Annotated in this window: 12 protein-coding genes; 9 read left to right on the plus strand and 3 right to left on the minus strand. The window is 75.9% G+C overall.

The features are described from left to right. Positions 1-150 precede the first annotated feature (150 nt). The 9 genes from CFP65_RS15755 to CFP65_RS15795 all read left to right on the plus strand — a co-directional run bounded on the left by CFP65_RS15755 (position 151) and on the right by CFP65_RS15795 (position 9244). Positions 151-951 (plus strand): 2OG-Fe(II) oxygenase, encoded by an 801-nt coding sequence (locus tag CFP65_RS15755; RefSeq protein ID WP_104816692.1) that lies wholly within the window; start codon positions 151-153, stop codon positions 949-951. A gap of 82 nt (positions 952-1033) precedes the next feature. Next, positions 1034-1561 carry a methylated-DNA--[protein]-cysteine S-methyltransferase gene (locus tag CFP65_RS15760; protein WP_104816693.1) on the plus strand — a complete coding sequence of 176 codons (528 nt, stop codon included), beginning with the start codon at positions 1034-1036 and terminating at the stop codon, positions 1559-1561. A gap of 44 nt (positions 1562-1605) precedes the next feature. Beyond that, positions 1606-2319, plus strand: a complete 714-nt coding sequence (locus CFP65_RS15765) for a 2OG-Fe(II) oxygenase (protein ID WP_104820908.1) — start codon at positions 1606-1608, stop codon at positions 2317-2319. Then, positions 2309-2623 carry an Ada metal-binding domain-containing protein gene (locus tag CFP65_RS15770; protein WP_104816694.1) on the plus strand — a complete coding sequence of 105 codons (315 nt, stop codon included), beginning with the start codon at positions 2309-2311 and terminating at the stop codon, positions 2621-2623. Before CFP65_RS15765 ends, CFP65_RS15770 begins: the two co-directional genes overlap by 11 nt. After that, positions 2620-3462 carry a hypothetical protein gene (locus tag CFP65_RS40940; protein ID WP_254552412.1) on the plus strand — a complete coding sequence of 281 codons (843 nt, stop codon included), beginning with the start codon at positions 2620-2622 and terminating at the stop codon, positions 3460-3462. The genes CFP65_RS15770 and CFP65_RS40940 overlap by 4 nt, the downstream gene beginning before the upstream one ends. Before the next feature lie 135 nt (positions 3463-3597). Further along, positions 3598-5046, plus strand: a complete 1449-nt coding sequence (locus CFP65_RS15780; RefSeq protein ID WP_254552413.1) for an MFS transporter — start codon at positions 3598-3600, stop codon at positions 5044-5046. A gap of 44 nt (positions 5047-5090) precedes the next feature. Beyond that, positions 5091-6923, plus strand: a complete 1833-nt coding sequence (asnB, locus tag CFP65_RS15785; RefSeq protein ID WP_104816695.1) for an asparagine synthase (glutamine-hydrolyzing) — start codon at positions 5091-5093, stop codon at positions 6921-6923. A 99-nt stretch (positions 6924-7022) separates the two neighbouring features. After that, complete coding sequence (locus CFP65_RS15790; protein ID WP_254552968.1) at positions 7023-8231, plus strand: cytochrome P450; 1209 nt, start codon at positions 7023-7025, stop codon at positions 8229-8231. Positions 8232-8320: 89 nt separating this feature from the next. After that, positions 8321-9244 (plus strand): L-tyrosine/L-tryptophan isonitrile synthase family protein, encoded by a 924-nt coding sequence (locus tag CFP65_RS15795; RefSeq protein WP_104816696.1) that lies wholly within the window; start codon positions 8321-8323, stop codon positions 9242-9244. 56 nt (positions 9245-9300) lie between these two features. Here CFP65_RS15795 and CFP65_RS15800 read toward each other — a convergent pair whose 3' ends face one another. The 3 genes from CFP65_RS15800 to CFP65_RS15810 are packed head-to-tail and all read right to left on the minus strand — an operon-like array spanning position 9301 to position 12305. Further along, positions 9301-10080, minus strand: a complete 780-nt coding sequence (locus tag CFP65_RS15800) for an ABC transporter ATP-binding protein (protein WP_104816697.1) — start codon at positions 10078-10080, stop codon at positions 9301-9303. After that, on the minus strand, positions 10077-11183 hold the full coding sequence (locus CFP65_RS15805; protein WP_104816698.1) for an iron ABC transporter permease: 1107 nt from the start codon (positions 11181-11183) through the stop codon (positions 10077-10079). Before CFP65_RS15805 ends, CFP65_RS15800 begins: the two co-directional genes overlap by 4 nt. Beyond that, positions 11184-12305, minus strand: coding sequence for an ABC transporter substrate-binding protein (locus tag CFP65_RS15810; protein ID WP_104816699.1), 1122 nt, complete (start codon positions 12303-12305; stop codon positions 11184-11186). Positions 12306-12326: the final 21 nt, after the last annotated feature.

Raw genomic sequence — 12326 nt, forward strand, 5'->3', positions numbered from 1 at the left:
TCGGCATTTTTCTGACGCGTCCGGAGGATGTCCCTTCGGTAATCGCCCCGACCGGCCATTGTCGGCGCCGGACTACGTCATATCGGTTTTCTGAGGGTGATGTCCGAAAAGTGCCAGCCTCCCCGCCCGGAGCGGGCCATCATCGGAAGCATGGACAGCACCGCCACGCCCCTCCCGCTCTTCGACCTGCCGTCTGTGCCCGCCGACGTACCGACCCTGCCGCAGCCGGCGGCCGCGCCCCACTCGGCGGCCCTGCCGGCCCTGGCCGGGCTCGACTGGCCCGCCCTGTACGAGGAGTTGGACCGGGAGGGGGTCGCGGTCACCCCACCGCTGCTGACCGCCGAGCAGTGCGCCGAGCTCGCCGACACCTTCGACCGCCCGGGGCTGTTCCGCTCCACCGTGGTGATGGAGCGGCACGGCTTCGGCCGCGGCACCTACAAGTACTACGCCGACCTCGATGCCGTGCCCCTCGTCCGGGCCCTGCGCGAGAGCCTCTACCCACCACTGGCCCGGCTGGCCAACCACTGGGCGGCCCAGCTGGGCGAACGCTCCTTCCCCGGCACCCTGGGCGAGTTGACGGCCGAGTGCGCCGCCCACGGCCAGCACCGGCCCACCCCGCTGCTGCTGCGGTACGGCGCGGGCGACCACGCCTGCCTGCACCAGGACGTCTACGGCGAGCTGGTCTTCCCGCTCCAGATCGCCATCCTGCTCGACCGCCCGGACCAGGACTTCACCGGGGGCGAGAGCGTCTTCGTCGAGCAGCGCCCCCGATCGCAGTCCCGCGCGATCGTCCGGCGCCCCGGCCAGGGCCAGGGCCTGGTCTTCCCGGTCCGCCACCGCCCGGTCCGCGGCCCGCACGGCTTCCAGCGCCACCCGATGCGGCACGGCACCAACACCGTGACCACCGGCCGGCGGCGCGTGCTGGGCGTCATCTTCCACAACGCCGTCTGACACCGACGCCGTCCGAAACCGACGCCGGCTGACACCGACGCCGTCTGACACCGAACCACTCGAGCAGAGAGCCAGAGAGACCATGACGCTTTCCACCACCGTCTACACCACCGTTTACACCACCGTCGACAGCCCGCTGGGCCAGCTGCTGCTGGTGGGCGAGGAGTCGGCCACCGCCCCGGGCGGGATCGCCCTCGCCTCCCTCTCCCTGCCCGGCCAGAAGGGCGGGGCCCAGGTGCAGGACGGCTGGCAGCGGGACGACGCGGCCTTCGCCGAGCCGGTCGCGCAGCTGGAGAAGTACTTCGCCGGCGAGCCGGCCGGCTTCGCCCTGGAGACCACCGTCCGCGGCACCGACTTCCAGCGCCGGGTCTGGGCCGCCCTGGAGGCCATCCCGTACGGCACCGTCACCACCTACCGGCAGATCGCCGAGCAGGCCGGCTCCCCCGCCGCCGTGCGGGCCGTCGGCGCGGCCATCGGCGCCAACCCGCTGCTGATCGTCCGCCCCTGCCACCGGGTGATCGGCGCCAACGGCTCGCTCACCGGCTACGCGGGCGGCCTCCCGGCCAAGCAGCACCTGCTCGCCCTCGAGGGCGTCCGCACGGCCGCGTGAGGGAGACACCCGTGATCACCGAACCCGCAGCCGCGCTGCCCGGGATGCTGCCCGACTCGTTCGCCGACCGGGTCGCGGCGGCCGACTGGGCGGCCCTGGGCGAGGAGTTGGACGCCCACGGCTGCGCGGCCACCCCGCAGCTGCTCACCCCGGCCGAGTGCCGGGAGATCATCGCGTACTACGACCGGCCGGAGCTCTTCCGCACCACCGTGGACATGGCCCGGCACCGCTTCGGCTCCGGCCAGTACCGATACTTCACCCATGACCTGCCCGAGCCCGTGCGCGGGCTGCGCGAGGCGTTCTACCCGCACCTGCGCACGATCGGCACCCGCTGGGCGGAGCTCCTGGGCCGGCCGGCGCCCTGGCCGGCCGAGTTCGACCGCTGGCTGGAGGAGTGCCACCGGGGCGGGCAGGCCAAGTCCTCGCAGATCCTGCTCCGTTACGAGGCCGGGGACTGGAACGCCCTGCACCGCGACCTCTTCGGCGACCTGGTCTTCCCGCTCCAGGTGGTGATCGGCCTCGACGAGCACGGCACCGACTACACCGGCGGCGAGTTCCTGCTGGTCGAGCAGCGGCCGCGCGCCCAGTCCCGGGGCACCACCACCGTGCTGCGGCAGGGCCACGGCCTGGTCTTCACCACCCGCGACCGCCCGGTCCGCTCGGCCCGCGGCTGGTCCGCGAGCCCGGTCCGGCACGGAGTCAGCACCGTCCGCTCCGGCCGGCGGCACGCGCTGGGCCTGGTGTTCCATGACGCCTGACCGGCCGTCGGCCGCCCGGGGCGAGCACCCGGCCCGGCGGCCCGGCTACACCCTGCTGGGAGCCGACGGCCGGCCCTACCGCAGCAGCAGCCCCGGCGCCTTGGGCGGCCACCGCCGGGGCCGGCTGTACGGCCGGCTGGACTGCTCCTCCGCCCTGCGCGCGATAGCCGCCGGCGGCTACGTCAAGCACCGGGTCTTCTTCGCCGACGAGGCCACCGCGGTCGCCGCCGGCTACCGGCCGTGCGCCACCTGCCTCCCGGTCGAGTACCGCCGCTGGGCGGCCGGACGAGAGGACCGACGATGACCCGCACCCCGAAGCCCGCCGACTCCCGCTCCCCGCGGGCCGGATCGGCCGAGCCCGTCCTCCGACGGGGTCCGCTGCCGGCCGGGCCGGCGGGGCTCGCCTCCGACGGCCCGCGCCCGGGCCGGCCCTGGTCCCCGTCGGCCGGAGCCGCCGAGCCCGCTGCCCGGCCGGCCGCACCGCTGGTCAGGCCGACCGGGCCCACCGGCCACAGCCTGCGCCCGGCTCGGCCGGGGTCCTCGCAGGCCGGGGCGGCGGGGGCCTCGCCGGTCGGGCCGGCGGGGGCCTTCGCGCCGCGCCCGGCCCGGCCCGGGTCCCCGCTGGTCGGGCCGGCGGAGCTCGCCGTGCACGGCCCGCTCGCCGCTCCCCGGCCGCACGGCGAGGGCGAGTTGGCCGCGCTGGTCGGCCGGCTCACTGCGGCGCGGGCGCGGACGGTCTGCGTCGGGCACAGCCGGGACGAGGCCTCCCGGGCCGCCGCGCTGGCGTTCGCCGAGGCCTGGGGCGCCCTGCCGGGCCGGCTGGTGTCGGCCGTCGTGGACTGGCCCGAGCAGGCGGCCTCCTGGCTGCGGCCCGCCCGGCGGCTGGCCGCCGGCCAGCCGGACGCCTGGGTGATCGCGGCGGCGCCGCTCGGCTGGGCCCAACTGGCCCGCCGGCTGCGCCAGAGCACCGACTGGGAACCGGCCCGCACCTACGGCTTCGCCTCCCTCGCCCAGGCAGACCTCCTCACCCTCGCGGGCCCCGGCACCCTGGAGGGCCTGCGCGGCGTGACCGCCGACGGCGGCTGCTGGGAGGTCGCCGACGACGCACTGACCGGATACCCGGCACCCCGGCAGTCGCCGTGATGACAATCGGATCGCCCGGGAACTCCTCGGCCTAGGCAGCCGACAGCTCTGGGGACGGCACCGCCCGGTGTCGCGCCAAGAGCTGAAGGGCCTCCCCATGCGCGCACCCGGCAGACCGTGCTCGGGACTCCCCCGTTGAGCCGGATAGAGCCGGCTGCCCGCGCGGGCGACCGGTGGAGCCTGGTGGCGGTGGCGGGCCTGCTGTCGTTCACCGCGATGCTCGACATGAACGTGGTGACCATCGCGGTGGGCGACCTCGCCCGGGAGCTGCGAGTCCCGGCGGCCACCGCGCAGTGGGCCGTCCTCGGATACCAACTCCCGCTGGTCGCCCTGCTCCTGCCGGTCGGACGGTGGCTCGACCGGGCGGCGGTCCGCCCGGCGCTCGGGGCGGCGCTCGCCGGCTTCGCCCTCGGCTGCGGGGCGGCGGCCCTCGCCCCCTCGATCGGCTGGCTGATCGCCGCCCGGCTGATGCAGGGGGCCTGCGGCTCGGTGCTGTTCGTGCTGATGCCGGTGCTGGCCGCGGGCGCCGTCCGGCCGGAGTTGCGCGGGCGGGCGATGAGCGTGCCCGCGACTCTCGGGCCGCTCGGCGCGGTCGCCGGGCCGGCGATCGGCGGCCTGCTGCTGGACCACCTCGGCTGGCGGGCCGTCTTCCTGGTCGTCCCGCCGGTCTGCCTGGCCGCCTGGCTGACGGCCCGCCGGGCCCTCCCGTCCACACCACCACCGCCCCGGCCGGGGCGAGCCGCGCTCGGCGCGGCCGCACCGGCAGCCGCCACGGTCACACCGCCGCACCGCCCGGCACGGGCCGCGTTCGGCGAGGCCGGGCTGGTGGCCGGGGCGGTGGCGGCGGTGCTGCTGGGGCTGACCTTCGCCGCCGGTGCGCCGGGCTGGGCGTTGCTGGTGCTCGCCGGGATCCCGCCTGCGGTGGGGTGGTTGCGCCGGCCGGGTGGGCGGGCGGTGCGGGAGGTGCTGCGGGCGGGCCGCACCGCCGGTGTGCACGGGGCGGTGCTGGCGCTCGGTGCGGGCTTCGCGGCCACGCACCTCGTCCTGGCGCTGCAGTTGCAGCGGGACGGTCGGCACAGCGCCACCGCCACCGGCCTGGTGCTGCTCTGCTTCCCCCTGGCGATGGGGGTGTTCGGCCCGCTGGGCGGGCGGCTGGCCGACCGGTTCACCCCGCGCAGGGTGGCGGCCGCCGGTGGCGCCCTGACGGCGCTCGGCCTCCTCTCCCTGGTACCGCTGGAAGCGGGTTGGTCGCTGCCGTCGATCGCCTGGCGGCTCGCCCTGGCCGGGGCCGGCACGGGCCTGTACGGCGGCCCGGTGCAGGCGCTGGTGATGGCGGCGGCGCCGCCGGGCCGGGCCGCGACCGCCGGGGCGGCCGTGCAGCTGGCCCGCAGCCTGGGCTTCACGCTCGGCCCAGCACCGGCGGTCGCCCTGTGGAGCCACTGGGGCCCGCACCCGGCACTGTTCGCCGCCTTCCTGGCCACCGCCCTGGCGGCCGGCCTGCTCGCCGTCCCGGCCCGGCAGCCGCGCGCCGTCCCGAGCCCCGACCCCCGCCGGCCGGCGGACGCACCGCTCGACCGCGCCTGACCAGTCGCCCCCATCAACGCTTACCCACCGAGGAGTGCACCCGCATGTGCGGCATCACCGGATGGGTGTCGTTCACCGACGACACCCGCGAGCCCACCCCCGTCATCGAGGCCATGACGGCCACCCTGGCCCGGCGGGGCCCGGACGCCGGCGGCGTCTGGGCCGGCGCGCACGCCGCGCTGGGCCACCGCCGCCTGTCCGTGCTCGACCTGGCCGGTGGCACGCAGCCGATGGTCGACCGCGCGGCCGGGCCGACGGCCGTGCTGTCGTACAGCGGTGAGGTGTACAACCATCACCAGCTGCGGGCCGAACTGCGCCGGCTGGGCCACGAGTTCCGCACTCGCAGCGACACCGAGGTGGTGCTGCGCGGGTACCTGGAGTGGGGCGAGGGGCTGGCCGACCGACTGGAGGGGATGTACGCCCTCGCGGTCTGGGACGAGCGGCGCGAACGGCTGCTGCTGGTGCGCGACCGGCTGGGGGTCAAGCCGCTGTACTGGGCGCAGATCGAGGGCGGGCTGGCCTTCGGGTCCGAGCCGAAGGCGCTGTTCGCCCATCCCGAGCTCTCGCCCGTGGTGGACGCCGACGGGCTGCGGCACGCGTACGGGCTGCTGTTCGACACCGGGCCGACACTCTGGGCCGGGGTGCGCGAGGTCGAGCCGGGCGGGGTGCTGGTGCTCGACCGCGCCGGCCGCCGCGAGCGCCGCTACTGGGAGCTGACGGCCCGTGAGCACACCGACGACCTGCCCGGCACGGTCGAGCGGGTCCGCTCGCTGGTCAACCGGGCGGCCCGGGCGCAGCTGGAGGCGGACGTCCCGCTCTGCAGTCTGCTCTCCGGCGGGCTGGACTCCACGGTGGTCACCGCGCTGGTGGCCGACGAACTGCGGCTGGCCGAGGGCCCGCAGGCCCGGCTGCGCTCGTACGCGGTGGACTACAGCGACCAGGCCGAGCGGTTCACCGGCGACGTGCTGCGCACCGGGCACGACACGCCGTTCGCCGCCGAGGCCGGTGCGTTCATCGGCACCGAGCACGCCACCGTGGTGCTCGACCCGGCCCGACTGCTGGATCTGGAGCACCGCCGGGCCGTGGTCGCCGCCCGGGATTCGCCGATCGGCGTCGGCGACATGGACACCTCGCTGTACCTGCTCTTCGGCCGGATCCGCGAGCACTCGACGGTGGCGCTCTCCGGCGAGGCCGCCGACGAGGTGTTCGGCGGGTACCCGTGGTTCCACGACCCCAAGGCGCGGGCCGCCGCCACCTTCCCCTGGCTGCTGGTCACCGGCGACGAGGCCGCGATGCCGCTGCACCCCGGGCTGGCGCCGCTGCTGCGGATCGGCGAGTACCGCGCCGACACCTACCGGGACGCGCTCGCCGCCGTGCCGCACCTCGACGGCGAGAGCCCGGTCGAACACCGCCAGCGCGAGCTGCAGCACCTGTCGCTGACCCGCTGGCTGCGCCAACTGCTGCACCGCAAGGACAGGTTGTCGATGGCCCAGGGCCTGGAGGTGCGCGTCCCGTACTGCGACCACCGGCTGGTCGAATACGCCTTCACCACCCCGTGGGCGCTGCAGAGCCACGACGGCCGGGAGAAGAGCCTGCTGCGCGAGGTGGCCCGCGGCCTCGCCCCGGCCTCGGTGCTCGCCCGCCCCAAGAACCACTACCCGGCCACCCACCACGCCGAGTACAACCGCGGCCTGCAGCGGCTCGCCGCCGAGGCGCTGACGGTGCCCGGGGTGCGCGACCTGGCCGACGAGCGGGCCCTCAAGACCGACCTCGACACCCCCGCCGAGCAGCTCGCCTGGGGCCGCCGCCTGCGGTTGGAGCGGGTGCTCGACCTCGCGCTCTGGCTGGAGCACCACCGCCCCACCCTCGCCCTCTGACCGGAAGGACCCCCCGTGACCGACCTCGACCACCCCACCGCCCTCCCCGCCTCACCCGCCGCCCGCTGCCCGGTCACCGGGCAGGCGGCCGGCGAGCCGATCCCGCTGCTCGGCGCGGCGTACAAGCGCGACCCCTACGAGCTGTACCGCCGGATGCGGGCGGCCGGGCCGGTGCACAAGGTCCGCTTCCCGTCCGGCATCCACGCCTGGTTGGTGACGGGCTACGCCGCCGCGCACGCCACCCTGAACGACCCCCGGCTGGGCAAGGACCACGCGCTGGGCAACGAGAACTGGCGCCGCCTGGCCTCGATCATGCCGGAGCCGCAGCACTCCCAGCTCCAGGTGCACCTGCTGCACCAGGACGCGCCCCGGCACACCGCGATGCGCCGCCTGATCACCGAGGCCTTCACCGCCCGCCGGGTGGAGGAACTGAGCTGCCGCTTCCAGGAGTTGGCCGACGAGCTGGTGGACGAACTGCCCGCACAGGGCGGGGCCGACCTGGTGGCCGGCTTCGCCGCGCACTACCCCTTCCGGGTGCTCGCCGAGGTGATCGGCCTCTCCCCCGCACTGGCCGCCCGGTTCGACCGCGACTGGGGCAAGGTCGTCCAGCCGGTCGGTCCGCAGGACCCGGGCCGACCCGCGTACGAGGGCCGGTTGCGCGCCCTCCAGGGGTACATCGCCGAGGTGGTCGCCGCCCAGCGGGCACACACCGCACCCACCCTGCTGCGCCGGCTGGTACTGGCCCGGGACGAGGGCGAACTCACCCGCGAGGAGCTCGACTCGATGGTCTTCCAGCTGCTGGTGGCGGGCCAGGAGCCGGTCACCAACCAGATCAGCACCATGCTGGTCACCCTGCTGCGCCACCCGGACCAGCTGGCCCGACTGCGCGAGGAGCCCGGGCTGCTGCCCCGGGCGGTCGAGGAACTCCTGCGCCACGACAGCGCGTTCGAGCTCACCACCTGGCGGTTCCTGGCCGAGGACGCCGAGCTGCACGGCACCCGTGTCCCGGCCGGTGACTCGATCATCGTCTCGCTCTGTGCCGCCAACCGTGACCCCGACCAGTACCCCGACGCCGACGCCCTCGACTTCGACCGCCCCCGCGGCACCCACCTGGCCTTCGGCCACGGCAGCCACCTCTGCCCCGGCGCCGCCCTCGCCCGGGCCGAACTCCGGATCGCCCTGGGCACCTTGATCCGCCGCCTGCCCGGCCTGCGCCCGGCCGGCGACCTGGACGAGCTGACCTGGATCCCCGCCGTCCTGGCCCGCGGGGTCGACAGCCTGCCCGTGGCCTACGACCGCCGCCACTGACCCACCTCGCCGCAGACCCTCCCCACCGCAGAGCGGTCCGGCCCCGAGCCCGCCGGACCGCCACCAGCCGTGCCCCGACGGAGCCCCTGATGCCTTCCACTGCCACCCCGACCGCGATCTCCGCCGCCATCCTCGACCTGCTGCTGCCCCACCGACGCGGCGGCGCCTCGGAACTCCCCTGCCGGCCCGCCGACTTCCCCGAGCAGCTGCGCCAGCTGGACGCCTTCACGGCCACCCAGGAGGAGGTCGTCTTCACCCTGCCCGGCTTCCCCTGCAAGTCGCCCAGCCCCGACAAGGTGCTCGGCCACCTTCCCGACGAGGGCGAGCGCCGCGCACTGGCCTTCCTCGACGAACTCTGCGCCTCCGTCCGGGCCGTCCACCCGCCCGGCGCCCGGCTGGTGGTCTGCTCCGACGGGCACGTGTTCGGTGACCTGATCCGGGTGCCGGACGAACACATCGACGCCTACTCCGACGCGCTGAAGGCGATGATCGAGCACGAGGGGCTGCGGCGGCTGTCCGTCTTCGACCTGCGCGACGTGCTCGGCGAGCTGCCGCACGAGACCAAGCGGGCGCTGGTGCACGCCCGTTACGCACCCACGGTCGAGCAGTTGCGGGCCGAGCTCCGCACGGACGAGCAGTCCCGCGCCCTCTACTGCGGCATCACCCGCTTCCTCACCGAGGACACCGTGGACTTCACCGGCACCCGCTCCGCGCTCCAGCGCGAGTGCAGACGGCGCGCCTACGGCGTGATCCAGCGCAGTCGGGCCTGGGGCGAGCTGATCGCCGAGCACCACCCCCGCTCGGTGCGGCTCTCGATCCACCCGCAGCCGCGCGGCGCGGCCAAGTTCGGCATCCGCCTGCTGGCGGCGGCCGACGCCTGGACCACCCCCTGGCACGCCACTCCGCTGCGCCGGGCCGACGGCCGGTTCGAGCTGGTCCGCCGGGCCGAGGCCGAGGCGAGGGGCCGGCTGGTGCTCCGGGCGGGCCGGCCCAGCCACTACGAGGCCACCTGAGCCGGCCTCGGGCCCGGCCCCTCGTGCGGGGTGCCGGGCCCGAGGCCGACGGAGGGTCAGTCGAGGGTGCCGCCCCGGTGGTCGAAGGCGATCAACGGGTCACCGGTCAGCGGGTGTTCGGTGACGGCGGCCCGGACGCCGAACACCTCGGCGAGCAGCTCCGGGGTGAGCACCTCGCGGGGCTTCCCGGAGGCCACCAGGGTGCCGCTCCGCAGCACGTGGAGGCGGTCGCAGACGGCAGCAGCGGCATTCAGGTCGTGCAGCGCGACCAGGGTGGTGGCCCGCTCGGCCCGCAGCAGGGCGAGCAGCTCGACCTGGTGGCGGATGTCGAGGTGGTTGGTCGGCTCGTCCAGCACCAGCACCTCCGGCTGCTGGGCCAACGCGCGTGCCAGCAGCACGCGTTGGCGCTCACCGCCGGAGAGTTCGGCGAAGCGGTGCCCGGCGTGGCCACCCATGCCGACCCGCTCCAGGGCCAGCGCGACCTGCGCCCGGTCCTCCGCACTGTCGGCCGCGAAGGCCCGCTGGTACGGGATCCGGCCGAGGCCGACCATCTGGCCGACCGTCAGCTCGAAGGTCTCGCCGCGCTCCTGGGGCAGGGCGGCGAGGTGGCGGGCAGTGGCGGCCCGGGGCAGGGCGGCGAGGTCCCGGCCGTCGAGCAGCACCCGGCCGGCCCGGGGCGCGAGGTGGCGGTAGACGGCCCGCAGCAGGGTGGACTTGCCGCTGCCGTTGGGCCCGATCAACCCGGCGATCTCGCCCTCCTCGGCCACCAGGTGGACCCCGGCCACCACGTCCCGGCCGGCGAGGGCGACGTGCAGGTCGTCGAGGGCGAGTCTCACCGGGCCTCCTGGCGGCGGTCGAGCAGGTAGAGCAGGGCGGGGGCGCCGAGCAGTGCGGTGACCACGCCGATCGGCAGCTCCTGGCTGTCCAGGGCGGTCCGGGCCAGGGTGTCGACGGCGGTGAGCAGCACGGCCCCGGTCAGCGCGGAGAGCGGCAGCAGCCGGCGGTGGTCGCCGCCCGCGACCAGCCGGCACAGGTGCGGCACCAGCAGGCCGACGAAGCCGATCGCGCCGGAGACGGCGACCAGCACGCCGGTGAGCAGGCTGGTGACCAGGAAGAGCTCGCGGCGCAGCCGGTCGGGGTCGATACCGACCCCGGCGGCGGTCTCGTCGCCGAGCACGAGTGCGTTCAGGGCGCGGGCGCGGGCCTGGAGGGCGAGCGCCCCCAGCACCACGGCCCCTGCGGGGAGGGCGAGTTGGCTCCAGGTGGCGCCACCGAGGCTGCCCATCAGCCAGAACAGCACCCCCCGGGTCTGCTGCTCGTCCCCGGCCTGGAGCACCAGGTAGCTGCAGAGCCCGCTGAGGAACTGGCCGACGGCGATGCCGGAGAGCACCAGGCGCAGCGGGGAGAAGCCGCCGCCGCGCCGGGCCGCCAGCCAGACCAGCGCGAGCGAGCCGAGCGCACCGGCGAAGGCGGCGGCCGAGACGCCGAGCGCGCCGCCGGCTCCGAGGCCGAGCACGATCGCCCCGATCGCCCCCAGCGAGGCGCCGGAGGAGACCCCGAGCAGGTAGGGGTCGGCCAGCGGGTTGCGGACCAGGGCCTGCACGGCGGTGCCGACCAGGCCGAGCCCGGCGCCGACCAGGGCGGCGAGCAGCGCCCGGGGCACCCGGAGCTGCCAGACGATCAGGTCGCGGGTGCCGGGCACCGGCCGGGCACCGGTCAGGTGGCGGCCGACGACGCTCCACACCTCGCCGGCGGGCACGTCCACGCTGCCGAGCGAGACGGCCAGGGTGAGGGCGAGCAGCAGCGCGAGCAGGAGCACTGCGGCGAGCGCGCCGGGCCGCGAGCGGAGCGAGAGCCCGCGGGCTCGGGAGACCTTGGACCGGACAGCCGTGGCGGGCGCCGGGGAGGGCGCTTCGGCCGGGGCCGGAGAGGCCGGCATCTACCGGCCGTCCTTGACCAGGTCGGGGTGGAGGGTGTGGGCGATCTGCTGCACGGTGTCGGCGTTGCGCAGGCCCGCGATGGTGGTGACCTCGGAGCCGATCCGCAGGAAGCGGCCCTGCCTGACGGCGGCCAGCTCCCTGGTGGCGGGGTTGGTGCGCAGGAACTGCTCGGCCTCGTCGAAGGCCCTGGCGGTGGCCTCCGCGCTGCCCCGGTTGCGGACCCCGAGCTGGATCCAGTCGGGGTCGGCGGCGACCACGTCCTCCCAGCTCACCGGCTTGAAGTCGCCCTCGCAGCCGGCGAAGACGTTGCGGGCGCCGGCCAGCGTGACCACCGCGTTGGCGACCTGCCCGCCGCAGACGGCCATCGGCTGCTTGGTGCCGGCGTCGAAGTCGAAGAAGAAGTAGCCGGGCCGCCGGTCGGCGCCCAGCCCGGCCAGGGCGGCGGTCACCCGGTCGGTCTTCGCCGTCATGGCGGCCACCAGTTCGTCGGCCCGGGCCAGGGTGCCGGTGACGGCGCCGAGCCGCTTGACGTCCTGCTCGACCTCGGCGAGGTCGGTCCTGGCCGCCTTGCCGCCCGCCGGGCAGGCGGTGGAGAGCAGGTACAGGTGCTTGATCCCGGCCGCGGTGAACTCCTGCTCGCTGGGCGGCCCGCCCATCCCACCGCCCATCGACATCGCGCCGAAGGTGTCGATGTACAGGTCGGCGCCGGAGCCGAGCAGCTTCTCCTTGGCGATCACCATATCGCCGAGCACCGGCACCTTCGCGCCCCGGGCCGCGAGCTCGGCGGGCAGGTAGCCGGCGCCGGGCGGGAAGCCGGTGCCGATCAGCCGTTCGCCCGCACCGAGTTCGAGCAGTAGCTCCAGCGCCGAGGCGTTGCTGGTGACGATCCGCTTCGGGGCCGCCTCGAAGACGGTCTGCTTGCCCGCGCAGTCCGCGACCCGGACGGGGTAGGCCGCGCCCGCCGTGGCGTCGACGGCGGCCGCCTTCGCACCGCCTGCAGCCGCGTTCGCATCGCCTGCGGCCGCCTTCGCGTCGCCGCCCGGACCGGCGGGCCCGCTCGCGCACCCGGCGGCGAGCAGGGCCACCGCGGCCACCAGGCCGCACACACCGCGAATTCGCATGAGTCACTCTCCTGAAGCTCT

The sequence above is a fragment of the Kitasatospora sp. MMS16-BH015 genome, from assembly GCF_002943525.1.
Lineage (GTDB): Bacteria > Actinomycetota > Actinomycetes > Streptomycetales > Streptomycetaceae > Kitasatospora.